Genomic DNA, 19,332 nt, shown 5'->3' with positions numbered 1-19,332 from the left:
GCGACCAAGCCCATGCCCAAAAGAAAAGCCGCCGCCCCCAACCGCGCGTTCAAGGTTGCCGACCAGATCCAGCGGGATCTGACGGAGCTGATCGCGCGCGAGTTGAAGGATCCGCGCGTGGGCATGGTCACGATCCAGGCGGTCGAGGTCACGCCCGACTATGCGCACGCGAAGATCTACTTCAGCATGCTCACGGGCGACGTGACCGAAACCACCGAAGCGCTGAACCAGGCCGCGGGCTTCCTGCGCAACGGCCTGTTCAAGCGCCTCCACATCCACACCGTGCCGACGCTGCACTTCCTGTTCGACCGCACCACCGAGCGTGCGGCCGACATGAATGCGCTCATTGCGCAGGCCGTCGCTTCGCGTTCGAAAGACGACTAGCGATGAATGCGCCACGCACACGGGTGCAGCGGCGCCCTGTGCATGGGGTGTTGTTGCTCGACAAGCCGCTGGGACTCTCCAGCAACCAGGCCTTGCAAAAGGCCAAGTGGCTGCTGCGCGCCGAAAAAGCGGGCCATACCGGCACGCTCGATCCGCTGGCCACCGGCGTGTTGCCGCTGTGCTTTGGCGCGGCCACCAAGTTCAGCCAATTGCACCTCGATGCCGACAAGACCTACGAGGCCACGGCACGCCTTGGCATCAAGACCTCCACCGGCGACGCCGAGGGCGAGGTGATTGCCGAGCGCCCGGTGCAGGTCAGCGCTGAAGACCTGGCCCGCGTCGAGGCGCAGTTCACCGGTCCGATCCGGCAGGTGCCGCCGATGCACAGTGCGCTCAAGAAGGACGGCAAGGCGCTGTACGAATACGCACGCGAAGGCGTCGAGATCGAGCGGGCGCCGCGCGACGTGGTCATTCATGCATTGAAGATCACGCAGGCCGCCTCCGAAGCGGCAGGCCATGCGATCAGGATCGTGGCTTCCGTGAGCAAGGGCACCTATATCCGTACGCTGGGCGAAGACATCGGCGAGGCGCTGGGCTGCGGTGCGCACCTCACGTCGCTGCGCCGCACGGCCACCGGCGGCTTCGGCGAGGCCCAGTGCATCACGCTCGAAGCGCTCGAAGCCATGAGCGAGGAAGAGCGGCTGGCGCAATTGTTGCCTGCCGAATCCCTGGTCGAGGGCCATACGGTCGTCACGCTCGGCAGCGAAGATGCGGGGCGCTTCCTGTCCGGCCTGCGCCGGCGCGGCACCTGGCCCGATGCCGACCATGTGGCGGTGTTCGGCGAAGCGCCTCCCGCCTTCCTGGGGACGGCCCACATCGCCGCCAACGAATTGATCCCGGGGCGCTTGCTGAACCCCATCGAAATCCAGCAAATTCTTTTGAACGCACAACAGACCGAAGCGACACCATGAGTACCAAGCAAATCCGCAATATCGCCATCATTGCCCACGTCGACCATGGCAAGACCACGATGGTCGACCAGCTGCTGCGCCAGTCGGGCACCTTTGCCGAGCACGAGAAAGTGGTCGACACGGTGATGGACAACAACGCCATCGAAAAGGAACGTGGCATCACGATCCTGGCCAAGAACTGCGCCGTGACCTGGGAAGGCACGCACATCAACATCGTCGACACCCCCGGCCACGCGGACTTCGGCGGCGAAGTGGAACGCGCGCTGTCGATGGTCGATGGCGTGGTGCTGCTGATCGACGCCCAGGAAGGCCCGATGCCGCAAACCCGCTTCGTGACCAAGAAGGCGCTGGCCCTGGGCCTGAAGCCGATCCTGGTCGTGAACAAGGTCGACAAGCCGGGCGCGAATCCCGACAAGGTGGTGAATGCCGCCTTCGACCTGTTCGACAAGCTCGGCGCCACCGACGAGCAGCTCGACTTTCCCGTGGTGTACGCCTCGGGCATCAACGGCTGGTCTTCGCTCGAAGAGGGAGCGCCCGGCGAGCAGTGGGGCCCCGACATGTCGGCGCTGTTCAACACCATCCTGAAGCACGTGCCGGCGCAAAAGGGCGATCCGAACGCGCCGCTGCAGCTGCAGATCTCGGCGCTCGACTTCTCGACCTTCGTCGGCCGCATCGGCGTGGGCCGCATCAGCCAGGGCACGCTGAAGCCGATGATGGACGTGCTGGTCATGGAAGGACCGGACGGCAAGTCGATCAAGGGCCGCGTGAACCAGGTGCTGACCTTCCAGGGCCTGGACCGCGTGCAGGCCACCGAAGCCGGCCCGGGCGAGATCGTGCTGATCAACGGCATTGCCGACATCGGCATCGGCGTGACCGTGACCGACCCGGCCAATCCGTCGCCGCTGCCCATGCTCAAGGTCGACGAACCGACCCTGACCATGAACTTCTGCGTCAACACCAGCCCGCTGGCCGGCCGTGAAGGCAAGTTCGTCACCAGCCGCCAGATCTGGGACCGCCTGCAGAAGGAACTGCAGCACAACGTGGCGCTGCGCGTGAACGAAACCGACGAGGAAGGCATCTTCGAGGTGATGGGCCGGGGCGAACTGCACCTGACCATCCTGCTGGAAAACATGCGCCGCGAAGGCTATGAAATGGCCGTGTCGAAGCCGCGCGTGGTGTTCCGCACGGTCAACGGCGAGAAGCACGAGCCGATCGAACTGGTGACGGCCGACATCGAAGAGCAGCACCAGGGCGGCGTGATGCAGGCCCTCGGCGAGCGCAAGGGCGAGCTGGTCAACATGGAACCGGACGGCCGCGGCCGCGTGCGCCTCGAGTACCGCATTCCGGCGCGCGGCCTGATCGGCTTCACCAACGAATTCCTGAACCTGACGCGCGGCTCGGGCCTCATCAGCAACATCTTCGACAGCTACGAACCGCACAAGGGCGAGATCGGCAGCCGCAAGAACGGCGTGCTGATTTCCATGGACGACGGTGAAATCTTCACCTACGCCCTGGGCAAGCTCGACGACCGCGGCCGCATGTTCGTGAAGGCGAACGACCCGGTGTACGAAGGCATGATCGTGGGCATCCACAGCCGCGACAACGACCTGGTGGTGAACGCCACGCGCACCAAGCAGCTGACCAACTTCCGCGTCTCGGGCAAGGAAGATGCGATCAAGATCACGCCGCCGATCGAACTCACGCTGGAATACGGCGTGGAATTCATCGAGGACGACGAGCTGGTCGAGATCACGCCCAAGAGCGTTCGCCTGCGCAAGCGCTTCCTCAAGGAAAACGAGCGCAAGCGGGCCAGCCGCGAAATGGCGAGCTGATCGCCATCCGGCCATGCTGCTGCGCCTGACCCACGGCGGGGCCGTGTGGCTGATGGTTGCCGTGACCCTGATGTGGGCCACGGCGGGCGTCGTCACGCGGCACCTGGCGCAGGCCCACAGTTTCGAGATCACCTTCTGGCGCAGCTTCTTCACGATGCTTGCGCTGCTGGTGATCTTGCCGCTTTGGCGGGGCCGGGCGGTGTTTTCGCAGATCCGCTCGGGCGGGCGCGAGCTCTGGATCTCGGGCGTCTGCTGGACCGTGATGTTCACGGCCTTCATGGTGGCGCTCACGCTGGCTTCGACGGCCAGCGTGCTGGTCACGATGTCCCTTGGCCCATTGCTCACCGCGCTGGCCGCGCGCCTGTTCATCGGCCATCGCCTGCCTGCGCGGACCTGGGTGGCCATCGTGGTGGCTGGCCTCGGCATTGCCTGGATGTACGGCACGCAACTGACGCAGGGCGGGGCGGCGGGCGGATCGCTGCTCGGAACCTTGGTGGCGCTGTGCGTGCCGCTGGCGGGTGCCACCAATTGGACGGTGGTTCAGCATGCGCGTGCCAAGGGGCATGACATCGACCTGGTTCCCGCGGTGCTGATTGGCGCGGCGCTCAGCGCGCTGCTCACGCTGCCTTTTGCGCTGCCGTTCCAGGCCAATGCGCACGATCTCGGCCTGCTGGCCTTCCTGGGTGTTTTCCAGCTGGCCATTCCCTGCGTGCTGGCGGTGCTGTGCGCGCAGGTGCTCAAGGCGCCCGAAGTGGCACTGCTCGCGCTGCTCGAAGTGATCTTCGGCATTGCACTGGCCTGGATCGGTGCGGGCGAGGAGCCGGCTGCGAGCGTGCTGACCGGCGGTGCGCTGGTCATCGGAGCGCTGGTGTTCAACGAACTGCTGGCGCTGCGCGGGCGCCGCGCCACCGTGGCCGACAACGCGCTTCCCAGCGCGCACTGAACTGCGCCAGCGAGCCGAAAAGAAAAAGGCCCAGGCATCTGCCGGGGCCTTCGCGCGATCAGGCGATCACGGGATCAGGGACGGGCCACCTTCCAGGCGCCGTTCAGGACGCCGTCGCCGGTCTTGTCGCCCGGCTTGCTGTCCTTGGTCCAGTAGTAGAGCGGCCAGCCCTTGTAGGCCCACTGCCTCTTGCCGTCTTCGCGCACGATGATGGTGTAGCCGCCCATCGGCTTGGCGGTTTCGGCCACCGGCAGCGGCGGCCAGTTGGCGGCGCACTGGGCATTGCAGGCCGAAGTGCCTGCACCGGCCGTGTCGCGGGCGAAGGTGTACAGCGTCATGCCATTCGGGCCGACCAGCACGCCATCGGCGGTACGGGTGGGGGTGTCGGGGGCGCTGGCGGTCTTGTTGGACATGCCGCCGCAGCCGGCGAGCAATGCCGCCGCGAGGATCGAGGCGCTGAGCAATTTCATGCAGTTTCTCCTTCAGTTGAAAAATCGCGAAAACAAGGCAGTGGTTGCGCGACACGGCAGTTTATGCCGGCCTCACGACAAATCGCGGTAGGCGAGCGTCGCGAGTTTCAGCAAAACTTCACGCGGCAGCTTGCCGGCAACGGCGTAACCGAAGCCCTGGTCGACCCAGTAAAAGCTCGGTACCGGTCCTTCGGATGCGAAACGGAAGGCTGTTTCGCGCGCTGCGCCCGTGCCGGCGGCGGCCTGGCTGTCGAGGGTGCCGATGTAGAGCGTGATGCGCTCGCCGGCGCCGTCCTCGAACATGAACTGGGCGCGCGCACCACTTTCCCCGGGCAAGAGGCGGCCGCCGACGAGCGTGTAGCCCATGGCCGTCAGGTCCGGCACCTTGAGCGGCCTGTCGAGGCGCTTGGACAGCCACTGGACGAGGTGCTGCTGCTCGGTAGCGGCCACTTCGACCGGATGCCTTTTCTCGGGCGCATAGACGGCATGCGCAATCGAAGCGTCGTGCACGAATTCGCGCATGGCAGGCGCCCTGGCCAGCTGGGCCGAAGCGGCGCGCTGCATCGACCATTGGGCATTGCCGAGCCAGCCGGCGGCAAAGGCGATCAGCACGCCGGCCGCCACGCCGCCCCATCTCATCCAGTGGCCTTGCCGGGCCCGGCGAGTCTGGCTGCGACCGAGCGCGTTCATCAGGGACGCAGGCACGGGCTCGTCCAGCAGTTCGCCGTGCAGCCGGCGCAGCGCATCGCGCTGGGTGCGCCAGGCCGCCACCCGCGCCGCAAGGGCCGGGTCGCGCGCCACGGCGCCCTCGACCTCGGCGCGGCGTTCCGGTGCCAGCTGGCCATCGACGAGGGCATGCAACTCGTCGTCGGTAGGGGGCGGGGCAGGGCGATTCATGATGAGGCGGCAAGTTTCACTTGAGGCGGCGCAGCCCGGGGCGATGCGGCGCCGAGGCGCCGTCCATCAGCTCATGCAGCCGGACGCGGGCGCGCGACAGGCGCGACATCACGGTGCCGGCGGGGATGCCGAGCACCTTGGCCACCTCGGCATAGGAAAGATCTTCGAGCGTGACGAGCAGCAGCACGGCGCGCTGCTCTTCGGGCAGCTGCATCAGGCAGCGCTGCAGGTCCAGGCCCATGCCGGGGTCGCGGCCTGGATCGCTGCCGCCGTGCAGTTCCTGCGCCGCATCCTCCAGCGGCACCACGCTGTGCGGCGGTGGCGTGCGCCGCAGCTGGCTCGCAAAGATGTTGTGCATGACCGTGAACAGCCAGGCGCGCAGGTCGCTGCCCACCACCCAGAGCCGCCACTTGCTGCAGGCCCGCTCGAGCGTGTCCTGCACCAGGTCGTCGGCCGCCCAGGCGTTGCCCGTGAGCGCGCGTGCATAGCGGCGCAGGCTCGGGATCTGGTCGGCCAGCAGGCGGGCGTCCATGGGGAGCGGGAGCGCGCGCGGGGGTCAGGGCTTGGCGGTTTTCCAGGCGCCGCCGACGCCGTCGCCGGTCTTGTCGCCCGGCTTGGTGTCCTTGGACCAGTAGTAGAGCGGCCAGCCCTTGGCGGCCCATTGTTTCTTGCCGTCGTCGCGCGTGACGATGGTGAAGTCGCCGGCCGGCTTGTCGCTGTCGGTGGCCATGAAGGGCGGCCAATTGGCTGCGCAGCCGCCATTGCAGGCCGACTTGCCGCTGCCGGCCGTGTCCTTGTCGAAGGTGTAGAGCGTCATGCCGCTGGGACCGACCAGCGCGCCGTCGGCGGCCTTGGGCTGGGCGAACGAAGGAAGCGCGAGCAGGCCGGAAAGCAGCGCGGCGGCAAGGCCGGCGGAGGAAAGGCGAAAAGGCGACATGGAAGACTCCTGGAGTTGGTGGCACCGACGATCCGATGACACCGCACAAACGCCTGCTGCCGGCGTTTTATTCCATGCCGCGCAAAATAAAAAGAACTAGCGGCTGCGGCTCTTCATCGCGCGCTCGACCTCGCGCTTGCCTTCGCGGTCCTTGATGGTGTCGCGCTTGTCGTGTTCGGCCTTGCCCTTGGCCAGCGCGATCTCGCATTTGACCTTGCCCGCCTTCCAGTGCAGGTTGAGCGGCACCAGCGTGTAGCCCTTTTGTTCGACCTTGCCGACCAGGCGGCGGATCTCTTCCTTGTGCAGCAGCAACTTCTTGGTGCGGATGGAATCGGGGTTGACGTGGGTCGAGGCGCTCTTGAGCGGGTTGATCTGCAGGCCCACGACAAAGAGCTCGCCGTCGCGGATCACCACGTAGCCGTCGGTCAGCTGGACCTTGCCTTCGCGCAGGGATTTGACTTCCCAGCCTTCGAGCACGATGCCGGCCTCGAAGCGTTCTTCGAAGAAATAGTTGTACGCGGCCTTCTTGTTGTCGGCAATGCGGGAGGAGGTATCTTGTTTCTTGGTGGCCATGGCTCGGGAAGATGGGGGCGCATGGCTTCAATACAATCCGTCGCGCACGCTGTCCCGATTCTATGAAAACCGTCAACAAGTCCGTCCTCATCTGGTACAGCGCCGAAGAGATGTACGCGCTCGTCACCGACGTGGAGAAATATCCGCAGTTCCTGCCCTGGTGCGACAAGTCCCGGATCATCGAGGAAGACGAGGCGGGCATGACCGCCGAGGTGGGCCTGGCCTTTGCCGGCCTGCACCAGAGTTTCACCACCCGCAACACCCACGTGCCGGGGCGCGAAGTGCACCTCAAGCTCGTCGATGGGCCGTTCTCCAACCTCGACGGCATCTGGAAATTCGTGCCTGTGGGCGAACCCGGCGAGCGCGCCTGCCGTGTCGAGCTGCACATGAGCTACGGCTTCAGCAACTTTGCATTGCAGGCGCTGGTGGGGCCGGTGTTCGACACCATCGCCTCCAGCCTGGTCGAAGCCTTCGTCAAGCGCGCCGAGCAGGTCTACGGCACGTCCTGATGATCGAAGTCACGATCTGCTGCTCGCCCGCGCCGCGCGAGGTGTTCGAGCAGGTCCTGCGGCTGGCGCCCGCGGCCACCGTGGACGATGCGGTGAAAGCCAGCGACCTTGCGCAGCGCTTTCCGCAACTGGATTGGCGCCAGTCCATGACACCGGGAATCTGGGGCAGGGAGGTCGGCTGGGACCAGCCACTCGCGGATGGCGACCGCGTCGAACTGTGCCGGCCTTTGGCGGTCGATCCGAAGGTGGCACGCCGCGAGCGCTTCCAGCGCCAGGGCGCGCGCGGCACCGGTCTCTTTGCGAACCGCCGCAAGGGCGGCAAGGCCGGCTACTGAAGAACCGGCGAGCTGCTTGCTACTTGCAGTCGCTTTCGATGATCGACTGAAGGCGCTTCTGCTCGGCGGCCCGGGCCGAGTCGTCCATGATTTCGCGCTCGCCCTTCGCGTTGATCTTGGCCACGCGGATGCCGCTGTCGAAGGTGGCCTTGCCCTGGCGCGCCCGGTCGCAGTTGTCGGCCTTGGCCTTGGCGTTCTTTTCCGCTTCGGCGGCCTGCTTGGCCTTTTCCTCGGCCTGCGCCTTCTTCGTCTTTTCTTCGAGTTCCTTGTCGACGCCTGCGGGCTTGGGCGCGGCCGCGGCCTTGGGGGCCGCCGCGTCGGGCGCATCGGCTTCGGCAGCGGCTGGCGCCGAGCCGCCTCGAGGCGGTGGAGAACCCGCGCGACGCAGGATGTTCTTTTCCGGCACGTCCGTCGGCGGCGGCTGATCGCTGAAGACCTTCTTGCCGTTCTTGTCGATCCATTGCCATTGCGCGCTGGCCGAGAGCGGCAGCAGGCAGACACATCCCAGTACGAGCCAATGCGCGAATTTCATGCGGCGAGTTTAGCGTTCCTTACGTTTTGCAACACGGGAGGGGCCGCCTTTCGCTGCCGCCAAGTGGGGAATTGGCTACGTTTCGCCGTCCGGCCGGGCACGCGGAGGCCGGCCGAAGCCCCCGCCAGGGCGGGTAAGTACCGACGGTCGCTACAATCCGTCTTTTGGAGCTTCACCCATGCGCCTTCTCGGCAAAGCGCTCACCTTCGACGACGTGTTGTTGGTGCCAGCGTTCTCCCAGGTCCTGCCCAAGGACACCTCCCTCGCCACCCGTTTCTCCCGCAACATCACGCTGAATCTGCCGCTGGTCTCCGCCGCGATGGACACGGTGACTGAAGCACGCCTCGCGATCGCCATCGCGCAGGAAGGCGGCATCGGCATCGTGCACAAGAACTTCACCGCCGCCGAGCAGGCCGCGCAGGTGGCCAAGGTGAAGCGCTACGAATCGGGCGTGCTGCGCGATCCCGTGGTGATCACGCCCACGCACACCGTGCTGCAGGTCATGCAGCTGTCGGACGAATTGGGCATCTCGGGCTTCCCGGTGCTCGACGGCGGCAAGGTGGTGGGCATCGTGACCGGGCGCGACCTGCGCTTCGAGAACCGCTACGACGTGCCGGTGAGCGAGATCATGACGCCGCGCGACAAGCTCATCACCGTGCCCGACGGCACCACGCTGGCCGAGGCCAAGGCGCTGCTCAACAAGCACAAGCTCGAACGCCTGCTGGTCATCAACAGCGCATGGGAGCTCAAGGGCCTGATCACCGTCAAGGACATCACCAAGCAGACCAGCTTTCCCAACGCCGCGCGCGACCCCTCGGGCCGCCTGCGCGTGGGTGCGGCGGTCGGCGTGGGCGCGGGCACCGAGGAGCGGGTCGAGGCGCTGGTGAAGGCCGGCGTCGACGCCATCGTGGTCGACACCGCGCACGGCCACAGCGCCGGCGTGATCGAGCGCGTGCGCTGGGTCAAGAAGAACTATCCGCAGGTCGACGTGATCGGCGGCAACATCGCCACCGGCGATGCGGCCCGTGCACTGGCCGATGCCGGTGCCGACGCGGTCAAGGTCGGCATCGGCCCCGGATCGATCTGCACCACGCGCATCGTGGCCGGTGTCGGCGTGCCGCAGATCATGGCGGTCGACAGCGTCGCCACCGCGCTGCAGGGCACCGGCATTCCGCTGATCGCCGACGGCGGCATCCGCTATTCGGGCGATATCGCCAAGGCCATTGCCGCGGGCGCGAGCACCGTGATGATGGGCGGCATGTTCGCCGGCACTGAAGAAGCGCCCGGCGAGATCGTGCTGTTCCAGGGCCGCAGCTACAAGAGCTACCGCGGCATGGGCTCCATCGGCGCCATGCAGCAGGGCAGCGCCGACCGCTACTTCCAGGAATCGACCACCGGCAATCCCAACGCCGACAAGCTGGTGCCCGAAGGCATCGAAGGCCGCGTGCCCTACAAGGGCTCGATGGTCTCGATCGTCTACCAGATGTCGGGCGGCCTGCGCGCGAGCATGGGCTACTGCGGCTGCGCCACCATCGAAGAGATGAAGAACAAGGCCGAGTTCGTCGAGATCACCACGGCCGGCATCCGCGAAAGCCACGTGCACGACGTGCAGATCACCAAGGAAGCGCCGAACTACCGCGCTGAATAAGCCCAATCTGGCCCGACTTTCCACGTCTGGCCAGATTGGCATTAGAATTCGGGCCAGATTCAAATTTTCTGGCCCAAATGCAATCCATCGGCATCGCTGAAGCCAAGAACAACTTCTCGGCCCTGATCGACCTGGTCGAGAAGGGCGAGGAGGTTCGCATCACCCGCCACGGCAAGGAAGTCGTGCGCATGCTGCCGGTGCGGCGCAAGCCGGTCATCACCGACGAGCAGATCGAGCGCGAACTCGGGCAGATCGACGCGCTGCACGCCAGCATCCAGCCAGGCCGCTCCATGCGTGCACTGCTCGACGAAGGGCGCCAATCGTGACAGCCTTCGTCATGGACGCCTCCGTCACCGCCGCCTGGCTGCTGTCCGACCACGCCAGCGAACACACCCGCAAGCTCTACGCCGCCATCCGCCGCGACGAGGTCGAGCCGCAGGCGCCCAATGCCTGGCAATGGGAGTGCACCAACATCCTCGCCAACGGCGTGCGCAGCGGCCGCATTCCGACGTCGGCAGTCGAAGGGCTGTGGAGCGTGCTCGACGCCATCCGCCATCGCGTTGAGCTGCACGAGCTTGCACCCGCGCAGCACAAGGCCGTGCTCGCGGTGGCCATCGATGCCGGCGTGTCGCAGTACGACGCGGGCTACCTCTGGCTCGCCAAGTCGCTCAATCTCCCGCTCGCCACCTTCGACGAGCAACTCATCCAGGCAGCGCCCAAGGCGGGCGTGAAGCTGTTCGACATTTCAACGCTCTGAGTCCCAACGTCCATGCAACACGACAAGATCCTCATCCTCGATTTCGGCTCGCAAGTCACGCAACTCATCGCGCGCCGCGTGCGCGAGGCGCATGTGCTCAGCGAGGTGCACCCCTGCGACGTCACCGACGAATGGGTGCGCGAATACGCGGCCGACGGGCACCTGAAGGGCGTGATCCTTTCGGGCAGCCACGCCAGCGTGTACGAAGAAACCACCGACAAGGCCCCGCAGGCCGTGTTCGACCTGGGCGTGCCGGTGCTCGGCATCTGCTACGGCATGCAGACCATGGCGCACCAGCTGGGCGGCAAGGTCGAGGGCGGCCACAAGCGCGAGTTCGGCTTTGCGTCCGTGCGTGCGCATGGCCACACCGCGCTCTTGAAGGACATCGCCGACTTCACCACGCCCGAAGGCCACGGCATGCTCAACGTGTGGATGAGCCATGGCGACAAGGTCACCGAGCTGCCGCCGGGCTTCAAGCTCATGGCCAGCACCGACAGCTGCCCCATCGCCGGCATGGCCGACGAGGCGCGCCGCTACTACGCGCTGCAGTTCCACCCCGAAGTCACGCACACGCAGCAGGGCAAGGCGATCCTCGAGCGCTTCGTGCTCGGCATCTGCGAGGCCAAGCCCGACTGGGTCATGCGCGACCACATCGCCGAAGCCGTGGCAAAGATCCGCGAGCAGGTGGGAGACGAGGAAGTCATCCTCGGCCTCTCGGGCGGCGTCGATTCGAGCGTGGCCGCTGCGCTCATTCACCGCGCCATCGGCGACCAGCTCACCTGCGTGTTCGTCGACCACGGCCTGCTGCGCCTGAACGAGGGCGACATGGTCATGGAAATGTTCGCGGGCAAGCTGCATGCGAAGGTGATCCGCGTCGATGCGAGCGAGCTGTTCCTCGGCAAGCTGGCGGGCGTGAGCGACCCCGAAGCCAAGCGCAAGATCATCGGCGGCGAATTCGTCACCGTGTTCAAGCAGGAGGCCGCCAAGCTCAAGGCGGGCGATGGAGGCCACAAGGGCGCGACCTTCCTCGCGCAGGGCACGATCTACCCGGACGTCATCGAGTCGGGCGGCGCCAAGAGCAAGAAGGCCGTCACCATCAAGAGCCACCACAACGTGGGCGGCCTGCCCGAGCAGCTGGGCCTCAAGCTGCTCGAACCGCTGCGCGACCTGTTCAAGGACGAAGTGCGCGAACTCGGTGTGGCCCTCGGCCTGCCGCCCGAGATGGTGTACCGCCATCCGTTCCCCGGCCCGGGCCTGGGCGTGCGCATCCTCGGCGAAGTGAAGAAGGAATACGCCGACCTGCTGCGCCGCGCCGACGCGATCTTCATCGAGGAGCTGCGCAACTTCAAGGACGACGCCACCGGCAAGAGCTGGTACGACCTCACCAGCCAGGCCTTCACCGTGTTCCTTCCGGTGAAGAGCGTGGGCGTGATGGGCGATGGCCGCACCTATGACTACGTGGTGGCGCTGCGCGCGGTCCAGACCAGCGACTTCATGACCGCCGACTGGGCCGAGCTGCCTTATGCGCTGCTCAAGAAGGTGTCGGGGCGGATCATCAACGAAGTGCGCGGGATCAATCGCGTGACCTACGACGTGTCGAGCAAGCCGCCGGCGACGATCGAGTGGGAGTGAGGTTTCTCTGATGGGCCTTCGGTGCCTGTCGCCGACAAGCCCACCGTCGAGGCCCTGGTGACCGAAGGCCGCGTCACGCGCTGCTTGCGATCTAATTGCATCTGATCCGGCGGCCGGAAGCGCCGCCGCCCTTCGTGCGAAAGGATGCCCGTTGGCCCGTTCCGATCCTCGCAACACCTCGCGGTACTGGCATGCGCCCGGCGTGCCGGGCCTGGACTTGCTCCATGCCGATTTCACAACGCACGACTACGCGCCCCACGTCCATGACTCCCTCGTGGTCGCGGTCACGGAAGTGGGCGGCTCGGAGTTCAGGAGCCGCGGCCGTACGGACATTGCCCACGAGCAGGCGCTTCTCGTCTTCAATCCTTGCGAACCTCACTCGGGCCGCATGGGTGGCAGCAAGCGTTGGCGGTACCGGTCTTTCTACCTGGCCGAACCGGGCATCAAGCACGTTCTGACATCGCTGGGGACTGATCAGCCTCGGCATTTCACGGCGAATGTCTTTCGCGATCCGGATCTCGTCGCACGCTTCCTGGCACTCCATCGCGCCCTGGACGGCGAGCCGGACCCATTGCTTCACCAGGAGTTGCTCGTACGCAGCTTCGGCGCATTGTTCGGAAGGCATGCGGAGGCAGGACAATGCGTTCCCGTCGCGCCGGCAGATGCGCGCCTGCTCGCACCCGTGCTGGAACTGATGCGCGACTGCCATGCAGAGCGCCTGACTCTCGAGCAGATGGGCCAGGTTGCCGACCTGACGACATTCCAGTTGATCGGCATGTTCAACCGATCGATCGGATTGACCCCGCACACCTACCTGACCCAATTGCGCCTGAGAGCCGCCATACGGCAGCTCCACGCGGGCCAGTCCGTCGCCGATGCCGCGCTCGCGTCAGGCTTCTATGACCAGAGCGCCCTGAACAAGCACTTCAAGCGCACCTTCGGCATGACGCCACTCCAATACGTGCGTGCGCTGACGAACTGAAAAGACGGCTGGCGTCAATTCTGACCAATAGCAATTCGGTGCGTCCTGCCATGCTGACATCCATCAGCAAGGCCACTCATGACACGACTCTTCTGCCAGGACAACCCCGACATCCTGAGGCTGGATGCCCGGGTTCTGAAATCACGGCCCGGCGCCGTCCTTCTTTCCCAACACCCTCTCTATCCCGGCGGGGGCGGGCAGTTGCCGGACCGGGGCATCGTCCGATGGCAGGGCGGGGAAGCACCGGTCGCCGGGTTTTCCGAAGAAGGTGGTCTCGCATGGATCCAGCTTCCCGGCGACATCGAGATCACCGGCGAAGTCCAGGTGGAGGTCGACCCGGTTTTCCGGCAGCTCATGCGGGAGCTTCACACGGACCTGCACGTGCTGAACGCGCTCGTCTTCAGGGACTTCGACGGCGCGCTGGTGACCGGCGTCCAGATGAACGAGGACGGTACGGCACGCATCGACTTCGACCTGCCGGGTGCCGACAACGACCGCCTGCGGGCGCTCGAGGCCGAATTGAACGATGTGGTCGCTCAGGATCTGGCCGTCGAGACAAGCTACGTTTCGGTCACCGAGGCCCATGGCGAGCAGGGACTGCTGCGCTCCCGCTCGGTGGCTCCGCCGCCATCGGCAGAAGGCCTCGTCCGCATCGTCGAGATCGCCGGGCTCGACCGGCAGGCATGCGGGGGAACGCACCTTCCATCGACGGGCGCCTCACGTCCGATCCGGATTCTCAAGATCGAGAACAAGGGCCGCTCCAACCGTCGCGTCCGCATCGGACTGCAGGGCTTGTAGATGCGCAAGCCGTTCCTCGCCCTCTGGGCGCATCCCGTCTGGCTTCTGTGGGTGCCACCGGCTTTCTGGGCCGGCAACCTCGTGCTGGGCCGCGCGCTCGGCCCTGTCTTTCCCCCGGTGTCCCTTGCGGTCGGCCGCTGGGTCGTGGCACTCGCAGCCCTGGCGCCATTCGTCGGGCTGCAGGCCTGGCGGGAGCGGGCCCTGCTTGCGCGGCACTGGCGGTTGATCGCGGCTTGCGGCGCCTTCGGCATCGCCGGCTACAACGCGTTGGGGTACCTGGCCTTGCAGACGGTGCCTGCCACCAGCGTTGCCTTTCTCAACTCGACGCTGCCGCTCATGGTTCCGCTCGCCGCGGTGGTCCTCGGCGCCGAGCGCATCGCCTGGAAGACGCTGGTCGGCATCGCCATCTCGTTCATCGGCGTGACCTGGATCGTGGCGCGCGGGGAACTCGCCAGCCTCGTGGCATTGCGGCTGGGCGGCGGTGAGCTTTTGGTGCTGCTGGCCGTCTCCAACTATGCGGTGTATTCCGTTCTCCTCCGACGCAAGCCTGCAGCGATCAGTCCGCTGGTGTTTCTGGCCGCGACCATGGCCGCCGGACTTGTCGTGCTGATGCCATTCTGGATATTGGAGCTCGTGCGCGGCGCACGCATTCCGACGGATGCCGCTTCGATGGGCGCGGTCCTTTACATCGGAATCTTTGCTTCGCTGTTCGCGTTCATCCTGTGGAGCCGCTGCGTTGCGACCCTGGGCGCGACGGTGACTGGCGTGTCCTTTCACCTCGTCGCGCTGTTCACCGCTCTCCTGGCGTTCCTGGTTCTGCGGGAACCCGTGCGCAGCTTTCACATCGCGGGCATCGCGCTTATCCTGCTCGGCTTCTTCGTCACGACCTTCCGTCCGGCCAGGCGCCCGGCGACAGCGTCCGATCCTTCCCTTTCCTGATCCCATCGGAATCACGCCATGGACACGGTCGAACTCCTGCGCGTTCTGGTCGGCTTCGATACGACGTCCCATCGGTCCAACCTGGCGCTCGTCCACTGGGTGGCCGGATACCTGGAAGGCCATGGCGTCGAGGCACGGCTGATCCACAGCGACGACGGCACGAAGGCCAACCTGCTGGCCAGCATCGGCCCGCCGGCGCCGGGCGGCATCGTTCTGTCCGGCCACACCGACGTGGTTCCCGTCGACGGTCAGGCCTGGGATTCGGACCCCTTCACGCTCGTTGAGCGCGAGGGCCGGTTCCACGGCCGGGGAGCCGCCGACATGAAGGGCTTCATCGCGGCGTGCCTCGCCGCAGTGCCATCGTGGCGCCGCCTCGATCTGCGCCGCCCGATCCACCTCGCGCTTTCCTACGACGAGGAGGTGGGGTGCTTCGGCGTTCCGCGCCTGATCGCGGGGATGCGCGGCCATCTTCCGTCACCAGCGCTTGTCATCGTCGGCGAACCGACCCAGATGCGCATCGGGCTGGCCCATCGGGGCTTCTTCGGCCATCGGATCACCTTCTGCGGCCGGCCGGCCCATTCCAGCGACCCTGCGCTGGGCATCAGCGCGATCGAGCCGGCCGCCTTGCTCGTCGCGCAGCTGGCAAGCCTGGCGCGCACGCTTCTCCGGCAGGGCAATCGCACGACCTTCAATGTCGGCCGCATCAACGGCGGGACTGCGATCAACATCGTTCCCGGATGCTGCGAATTGCTGTGGGAGTTCCGTCCGCCGGACGAAGCGAGCGCAGCGGTGGTAAGGGACGAGTTCGAACGGCTGCTCGCGGCTGTTCCAACCGACGTGGCCGTCGAGATGAAGCAACTGGCCGGGGTGCCGGCACTCTGCGCGGAAGGCAGCAGCGCGGCTGTGAATGTGGCCAGGACTTTGGGCGCGCTGTGGCCACCGGGCGAGATCCCATTCGGCACAGAGGCGGGCTTCTTCCAGCAGGCGGGCATCCCCTCCCTGGTCTGCGGGCCTGGTGCGATTGCGCAGGCCCATCAGCCCAACGAGTGGATCGCCGCCAGTGAACTCCGTGCTGCCGAGCGCTTTCTTGCTCGCGTCGGGGCATGGGCGACATCAGGGCGCGAGGCCCGCTGACCTCACGATGAGCGCGTATTTGCCGACTTCCGCCGCGGTGTAGCTGGCGAACTGCGCGGCGTTGCGGGTATCCGGCTCTGTACCGATTTCCCGCAGGCGCTGCACCATGGCGGGAGCCTGCAGGACGCCGGCCATTGCCTCGGACAGCTGCCTGAGTACAGGCTGCGGGACCTTGGCGGGTGCGAACAGGCCGAACCAGGCGCTGACTTCGAAGTCCGGCAAGCCGCTCTCCGCCACCGTGGGCACGTCGGGAAGCAACGGACTGCGACGCAGACTCGTCACGGCCAGCGCCTTGACCTTCTGCGCCTTGAGGTTGGGGATGGCGGTGGTCTGCAGGTCGAACATCACGGGGACATGCCCGGCCAGCACATCCGCAAGCGCAGGCGCGCTGCCCCGATACGGCACGTGCAGCAGCTGGACATGCGCGGCGTTCGCGAGCATCTCGCCCGCCAGGTGGTTGGAGGTTCCGGGCCCGGCCGATGCAAAGCCGATGGTGCCGGGGCTGCTCCTGCCGGCGGCGATCAGTTCCGACACATTGCTGTAGGGAGCAGCGGGATGGGCCACCAGCACGAAGGGAATCGATGCCAGTGCACTGACGACCGCAAAGCCCTTGATCGGGTCGTAGCCCACCTTGCTCATGGCCGGATTGATCGCCTGGGAACTGACGGTGCCCATGAGCAGCGTGTAGCCGTCGGGCTTGGCATCTGCGACGAAACGTGCGCCGATGGCCGTGCCGGCACCGGCCTTGTTCTCCACGATCACAGGCTGCCCAAGGCGGGTTGCCAGCTGTTCGCCGACGGTACGCGCCAGGATGTCGGCCGAGCCCCCCGGCGGATAGGGAACGACGAGCGTGATGGCGCGGGCAGGGTAGGTCTGCGCGGACGACGGCACAGCGAAGATGGCTGCAGCCAGCAGCACCGGGGCGGCGAACAGCTTCATGAATTTCATCGTGGACTCCAGTTGGCAGATGCGGGCGACATCGGCGGCGTTCCCCGGCGCCTTGCCAACATGATGCAAACGGTGCGTCATAACGTCCAATACGGACTGCGTACCGAATCCATACATGAATCGAATCACCATGGTCCGGCCGGAATGCCGGGATTCAGGTGCTGCGCGCGTGCGAGACGACCTTGCTCGCCACCGACAGGAAAGAATGGATCACAGGGTTGTCGTTGGTGCGGCTGTAGGCGAAGGCCAGTTGGTAGGTCGGCGGCGCACGCGTTTCGGCCACGTCGAGAAAGGTCACGTCTTTCATGGCCAGCATGCGCATGGAGGCCGGCACCAGGGCGATGCCCAGGCCGCCGGCGACCAGTGTCAGCACGGCCTGCATCTGGGAGGCTTCCTGGACGACCCTCGGCGAGAAGCCCGCGGCCTTGCAGGCACTGAGAAGCGCCGCCACGAAACCCGCGCCCTCGGCCGCTGGAAAGGCGATGAAGGGCTCTGCCGCCAGGGCCTTGATCTTCACGGAGCGCTGTTTTGCCAGGGCATGGCTGCGAGGCACGGCAATCACGAAACCCTGTGCCTGAAGATCGACAAAGGCAAGGTCCGGCACGTCCTGCAGCGGGCCGACCACGAGGGCCAGGTCGACTTCGGCGCGACGCAGGGCCTCCACCTGCCGGGTGGTGGTCTCCGCGGTCACCTGCAGGTGGACTGTCGGGTAGTCGCGCTGAAACCGCTTGAAGATGTCCGGAAGAAGGTCGAGCGCGGCGCTTGGCACGAAGGACAGGCTGAGCGAGCCTTCGGCGCCCTGGGCGGCGCGCCGGGCGCGCTCCGTGGCCGCGTGGGCCTGCGTCAGCAGGCGGTGCGCATCCCTCAGGAAAACCTTGCCTGCCGGCGTCAGGCGCACATGGTGCCGGCTGCGGTCTATCAGCAGCGTGCCCACCTGCAGCTCCAGGTTGCGTATGGCCACGCTCAGTGGCGGTTGAGACATGTGCAGCTTTTCCGCCGCACGGCCGAAGTTGAGCTCTTCCGCCACCACCACGAACTGACGCAATTGCCTGAACTCGATCATCTGAACAGCCTTGTGAAAGTTGACTGGATATACACAGTTCGGATCACGACTCCATTTAAACAGTATTGGATGTATCAAGAGCGCGCGCCTAGCATGAGCGGCATCCCCCATCGCCGAACGAAGGAGCCCGCCATGCAGCCGTCCCTGCTCGAAGAAATCCCCGCCGTTCCCAACCCCTATCCGGTGGTGTCGAAGATCGAGTACCCGGAGGTCTGGCGCCTCTGCACCCAGGCACGCGACCTGGCCTGGAACCCGGTCGCCGACATCGACTATTCCGACCTCCAGCAGGCCGACCTGCCGCCGGAGGTGCGCAAGGCCGGCGCCGAATGGTGGAGCCTGCGTGCCTGGATGGAGCACGGCGCCACCCCCTATGGCGCAGAGCGCCTGCGCGACGCGATCTTTCAACACCAGCCGTTCGAGGTGAAGCAGCACATCACCAACTTCATCGCCGAGGAGTTCCGCCATCACGAAGCCAGCTTCCGCATCGCCGACGCCCTTGCCGAATACGAGCCCATGCCGCGATCGGACTACTTCAAGGACATCATCCCGCGCTTCCACGACGAGTCGGACGAGAAGGCCATGAGCTTCTTCGCCGGCCTCTCGGTCAACACGCTGTTCGAGCAGCTGTCCGGCGACCTGCTGCAGGCGCGCTACGAGAACGCCCGGTTCGACTCGATCCGCGAGGTCTGCCGGCTGATCCTGCGCGACGAGGCGCGCCACATACAGTTCGGCCGCATCATCATGCGGCGCTTCTTCAGCGAGTTGTCCTCGGAGGAAAAGCGCCTGATCGGCCTGAAGGTCGCGAAGAAGCTGCGCGGCAGCCTGCTCAACGGCGTCTATGCCGTCGTCAACCTGCCAGACGCCGAGCGCGCGCGCTCCGGCCGCAACCGCGCGCTGGCGGCCGACCACGGCCTCGGCGCGACGCACCCCGATGAAGAGATCGGCATCATCCGTAGGGGCGTGAACAAGATCCGCGAGGACATCGGCGTGTACGGCGTCGAGATCCCGGCCATCCCGGAGATCGACAGCGTCGTGCACTGAGGCTGCC

23 protein-coding genes are annotated in these 19,332 nt (G+C 66.1%); 15 read left to right on the top strand and 8 right to left on the bottom strand.

The window, feature by feature from the left end:
- The first annotated feature begins 12 nt into the window (after nt 1-12).
- The 4 genes from rbfA to ACAM54_RS13355 are packed head-to-tail and all read left to right on the top strand — an operon-like array spanning nt 13 to nt 4,130.
- Nucleotides 13-384 carry a 30S ribosome-binding factor RbfA gene (gene rbfA / locus ACAM54_RS13370; RefSeq protein WP_012747853.1) on the top strand — a complete coding sequence of 124 codons (372 nt, stop codon included), beginning with the start codon at nt 13-15 and terminating at the stop codon, nt 382-384.
- A 2-nt stretch (nt 385-386) separates the two neighbouring features.
- Entirely contained in the window at nt 387-1,355 is a 969-nt protein-coding gene (truB, locus tag ACAM54_RS13365; protein WP_369647883.1) for a tRNA pseudouridine(55) synthase TruB, read from the top strand.
- Nucleotides 1,352-3,187 carry a translational GTPase TypA gene (gene typA, locus ACAM54_RS13360; protein WP_309934810.1) on the top strand — a complete coding sequence of 612 codons (1,836 nt, stop codon included), beginning with the start codon at nt 1,352-1,354 and terminating at the stop codon, nt 3,185-3,187. The genes truB and typA overlap by 4 nt, the downstream gene beginning before the upstream one ends.
- A 19-nt stretch (nt 3,188-3,206) precedes the next feature.
- Nucleotides 3,207-4,130: a DMT family transporter gene (locus ACAM54_RS13355; RefSeq protein ID WP_369650974.1), complete on the top strand. Its 924-nt coding sequence runs from the start codon at nt 3,207-3,209 to the stop codon at nt 4,128-4,130.
- A gap of 74 nt (nt 4,131-4,204) precedes the next feature.
- On the opposite strand, the gene ACAM54_RS13350 is transcribed toward ACAM54_RS13355, so the two are convergent.
- The 5 genes from ACAM54_RS13350 to smpB all read right to left on the bottom strand — a co-directional run bounded on the left by ACAM54_RS13350 (nt 4,205) and on the right by smpB (nt 7,007).
- Nucleotides 4,205-4,600: a hypothetical protein gene (locus ACAM54_RS13350; protein WP_012747857.1), complete on the bottom strand. Its 396-nt coding sequence runs from the start codon at nt 4,598-4,600 to the stop codon at nt 4,205-4,207.
- 72 nt (nt 4,601-4,672) lie between these two features.
- Nucleotides 4,673-5,497 carry an anti-sigma factor gene (locus tag ACAM54_RS13345; protein ID WP_369647882.1) on the bottom strand — a complete coding sequence of 275 codons (825 nt, stop codon included), beginning with the start codon at nt 5,495-5,497 and terminating at the stop codon, nt 4,673-4,675.
- A gap of 16 nt (nt 5,498-5,513) precedes the next feature.
- A complete protein-coding gene (locus ACAM54_RS13340; protein WP_369647881.1) occupies nt 5,514-6,029 on the bottom strand; it encodes a sigma-70 family RNA polymerase sigma factor in 516 nt (171 codons plus the stop codon).
- Between the two features lie 24 nt (nt 6,030-6,053).
- A complete protein-coding gene (locus ACAM54_RS13335; protein WP_369647880.1) occupies nt 6,054-6,434 on the bottom strand; it encodes a hypothetical protein in 381 nt (126 codons plus the stop codon).
- Between the two features lie 96 nt (nt 6,435-6,530).
- Entirely contained in the window at nt 6,531-7,007 is a 477-nt protein-coding gene (gene smpB, locus ACAM54_RS13330) for an SsrA-binding protein SmpB (RefSeq protein ID WP_012747861.1), read from the bottom strand.
- A gap of 62 nt (nt 7,008-7,069) precedes the next feature.
- On the opposite strand from smpB, the gene ACAM54_RS13325 reads away from it, so the two are divergent.
- Both ACAM54_RS13325 and ACAM54_RS13320 read left to right on the top strand, forming a co-directional pair.
- Nucleotides 7,070-7,516 carry a type II toxin-antitoxin system RatA family toxin gene (locus tag ACAM54_RS13325; RefSeq protein ID WP_369647879.1) on the top strand — a complete coding sequence of 149 codons (447 nt, stop codon included), beginning with the start codon at nt 7,070-7,072 and terminating at the stop codon, nt 7,514-7,516.
- Nucleotides 7,516-7,851 (top strand): RnfH family protein, encoded by a 336-nt coding sequence (locus tag ACAM54_RS13320; RefSeq protein ID WP_369647878.1) that lies wholly within the window; start codon nt 7,516-7,518, stop codon nt 7,849-7,851. The genes ACAM54_RS13325 and ACAM54_RS13320 overlap by 1 nt, the downstream gene beginning before the upstream one ends.
- A 19-nt stretch (nt 7,852-7,870) precedes the next feature.
- Here ACAM54_RS13320 and ACAM54_RS13315 read toward each other — a convergent pair whose 3' ends face one another.
- Complete coding sequence (locus ACAM54_RS13315; protein ID WP_369647877.1) at nt 7,871-8,383, bottom strand: DUF4124 domain-containing protein; 513 nt, start codon at nt 8,381-8,383, stop codon at nt 7,871-7,873.
- Between the two features lie 178 nt (nt 8,384-8,561).
- Here ACAM54_RS13315 and guaB point away from each other — a divergent pair, with 178 nt between their 5' ends.
- The 8 genes from guaB (at nt 8,562) to argE (ending at nt 16,273) form a co-directional block, all read left to right on the top strand.
- Entirely contained in the window at nt 8,562-10,031 is a 1,470-nt protein-coding gene (gene guaB, locus ACAM54_RS13310) for an IMP dehydrogenase (protein WP_012747865.1), read from the top strand.
- 77 nt (nt 10,032-10,108) lie between these two features.
- Nucleotides 10,109-10,357, top strand: coding sequence for a type II toxin-antitoxin system Phd/YefM family antitoxin (locus ACAM54_RS13305; protein WP_369647876.1), 249 nt, complete (start codon nt 10,109-10,111; stop codon nt 10,355-10,357).
- Between the two features lie 11 nt (nt 10,358-10,368).
- Nucleotides 10,369-10,788, top strand: a complete 420-nt coding sequence (locus ACAM54_RS13300; RefSeq protein WP_369650973.1) for a type II toxin-antitoxin system VapC family toxin — start codon at nt 10,369-10,371, stop codon at nt 10,786-10,788.
- A gap of 12 nt (nt 10,789-10,800) precedes the next feature.
- Nucleotides 10,801-12,420 carry a glutamine-hydrolyzing GMP synthase gene (guaA, locus tag ACAM54_RS13295; protein WP_369647875.1) on the top strand — a complete coding sequence of 540 codons (1,620 nt, stop codon included), beginning with the start codon at nt 10,801-10,803 and terminating at the stop codon, nt 12,418-12,420.
- A 151-nt stretch (nt 12,421-12,571) separates the two neighbouring features.
- A complete protein-coding gene (locus ACAM54_RS13290; RefSeq protein ID WP_369647874.1) occupies nt 12,572-13,402 on the top strand; it encodes an AraC family transcriptional regulator in 831 nt (276 codons plus the stop codon).
- A 78-nt stretch (nt 13,403-13,480) separates the two neighbouring features.
- Entirely contained in the window at nt 13,481-14,200 is a 720-nt protein-coding gene (locus ACAM54_RS13285) for an alanyl-tRNA editing protein (RefSeq protein ID WP_369647873.1), read from the top strand.
- Entirely contained in the window at nt 14,201-15,139 is a 939-nt protein-coding gene (locus tag ACAM54_RS13280; RefSeq protein WP_145747394.1) for a DMT family transporter, read from the top strand.
- 18 nt (nt 15,140-15,157) lie between these two features.
- On the top strand, nt 15,158-16,273 hold the full coding sequence (argE, locus tag ACAM54_RS13275; protein ID WP_369647872.1) for an acetylornithine deacetylase: 1,116 nt from the start codon (nt 15,158-15,160) through the stop codon (nt 16,271-16,273).
- Here argE and ACAM54_RS13270 read toward each other — a convergent pair.
- Together ACAM54_RS13270 and ACAM54_RS13265 are read right to left on the bottom strand one after the other, a co-directional pair.
- Nucleotides 16,253-17,221, bottom strand: coding sequence for a Bug family tripartite tricarboxylate transporter substrate binding protein (locus ACAM54_RS13270; RefSeq protein WP_369647871.1), 969 nt, complete (start codon nt 17,219-17,221; stop codon nt 16,253-16,255). The two genes, argE and ACAM54_RS13270, sit on opposite strands and share 21 nt — an antisense overlap.
- Nucleotides 17,222-17,375: 154 nt before the next feature.
- The gene (locus tag ACAM54_RS13265) at nt 17,376-18,284 is read right to left on the bottom strand and encodes a LysR family transcriptional regulator (protein WP_369647870.1); all 909 of its coding nucleotides are present in this window, start codon (nt 18,282-18,284) and stop codon (nt 17,376-17,378) included.
- 132 nt (nt 18,285-18,416) lie between these two features.
- Between ACAM54_RS13265 and ACAM54_RS13260 the strand changes: the two genes are divergently transcribed.
- Entirely contained in the window at nt 18,417-19,325 is a 909-nt protein-coding gene (locus ACAM54_RS13260; RefSeq protein ID WP_369647869.1) for a hypothetical protein, read from the top strand.
- Nucleotides 19,326-19,332 lie beyond the last annotated feature (7 nt).

The sequence above is a fragment of the Variovorax sp. V93 genome, from assembly GCF_041154485.1.
GTDB classification, from domain to species: domain Bacteria; phylum Pseudomonadota; class Gammaproteobacteria; order Burkholderiales; family Burkholderiaceae_C; genus Variovorax; species Variovorax beijingensis_A.
Note: the sequence above shows the minus strand (reverse complement) of the source record. Positions and strands in the feature narration are given on the sequence as shown.

Excerpts from the sequence above, each read along its gene's own strand:
- rbfA (WP_012747853.1), top strand. The coding sequence starts at position 13 with ATGCCCAAAAGAAAAGCCGCCGCCCCCAACCGCGCGTTCAAGGTTGCC.
- truB (WP_369647883.1), top strand. The coding sequence starts at position 387 with ATGAATGCGCCACGCACACGGGTGCAGCGGCGCCCTGTGCATGGGGTG.
- typA (WP_309934810.1), top strand. The coding sequence starts at position 1,352 with ATGAGTACCAAGCAAATCCGCAATATCGCCATCATTGCCCACGTCGAC.
- ACAM54_RS13350 (WP_012747857.1), bottom strand. The coding sequence starts at position 4,600 with ATGAAATTGCTCAGCGCCTCGATCCTCGCGGCGGCATTGCTCGCCGGC.
- ACAM54_RS13345 (WP_369647882.1), bottom strand. The coding sequence starts at position 5,497 with ATGAATCGCCCTGCCCCGCCCCCTACCGACGACGAGTTGCATGCCCTC.
- ACAM54_RS13340 (WP_369647881.1), bottom strand. The coding sequence starts at position 6,029 with ATGGACGCCCGCCTGCTGGCCGACCAGATCCCGAGCCTGCGCCGCTAT.
- ACAM54_RS13335 (WP_369647880.1), bottom strand. The coding sequence starts at position 6,434 with ATGTCGCCTTTTCGCCTTTCCTCCGCCGGCCTTGCCGCCGCGCTGCTT.
- smpB (WP_012747861.1), bottom strand. The coding sequence starts at position 7,007 with ATGGCCACCAAGAAACAAGATACCTCCTCCCGCATTGCCGACAACAAG.
- ACAM54_RS13325 (WP_369647879.1), top strand. The coding sequence starts at position 7,070 with ATGAAAACCGTCAACAAGTCCGTCCTCATCTGGTACAGCGCCGAAGAG.
- ACAM54_RS13320 (WP_369647878.1), top strand. The coding sequence starts at position 7,516 with ATGATCGAAGTCACGATCTGCTGCTCGCCCGCGCCGCGCGAGGTGTTC.
- ACAM54_RS13315 (WP_369647877.1), bottom strand. The coding sequence starts at position 8,383 with ATGAAATTCGCGCATTGGCTCGTACTGGGATGTGTCTGCCTGCTGCCG.
- guaB (WP_012747865.1), top strand. The coding sequence starts at position 8,562 with ATGCGCCTTCTCGGCAAAGCGCTCACCTTCGACGACGTGTTGTTGGTG.
- ACAM54_RS13305 (WP_369647876.1), top strand. The coding sequence starts at position 10,109 with ATGCAATCCATCGGCATCGCTGAAGCCAAGAACAACTTCTCGGCCCTG.
- ACAM54_RS13300 (WP_369650973.1), top strand. The coding sequence starts at position 10,369 with ATGGACGCCTCCGTCACCGCCGCCTGGCTGCTGTCCGACCACGCCAGC.
- guaA (WP_369647875.1), top strand. The coding sequence starts at position 10,801 with ATGCAACACGACAAGATCCTCATCCTCGATTTCGGCTCGCAAGTCACG.
- ACAM54_RS13285 (WP_369647873.1), top strand. The coding sequence starts at position 13,481 with ATGACACGACTCTTCTGCCAGGACAACCCCGACATCCTGAGGCTGGAT.
- ACAM54_RS13280 (WP_145747394.1), top strand. The coding sequence starts at position 14,201 with ATGCGCAAGCCGTTCCTCGCCCTCTGGGCGCATCCCGTCTGGCTTCTG.
- argE (WP_369647872.1), top strand. The coding sequence starts at position 15,158 with ATGGACACGGTCGAACTCCTGCGCGTTCTGGTCGGCTTCGATACGACG.
- ACAM54_RS13270 (WP_369647871.1), bottom strand. The coding sequence starts at position 17,221 with ATGAAATTCATGAAGCTGTTCGCCGCCCCGGTGCTGCTGGCTGCAGCC.
- ACAM54_RS13265 (WP_369647870.1), bottom strand. The coding sequence starts at position 18,284 with ATGATCGAGTTCAGGCAATTGCGTCAGTTCGTGGTGGTGGCGGAAGAG.
- ACAM54_RS13260 (WP_369647869.1), top strand. The coding sequence starts at position 18,417 with ATGCAGCCGTCCCTGCTCGAAGAAATCCCCGCCGTTCCCAACCCCTAT.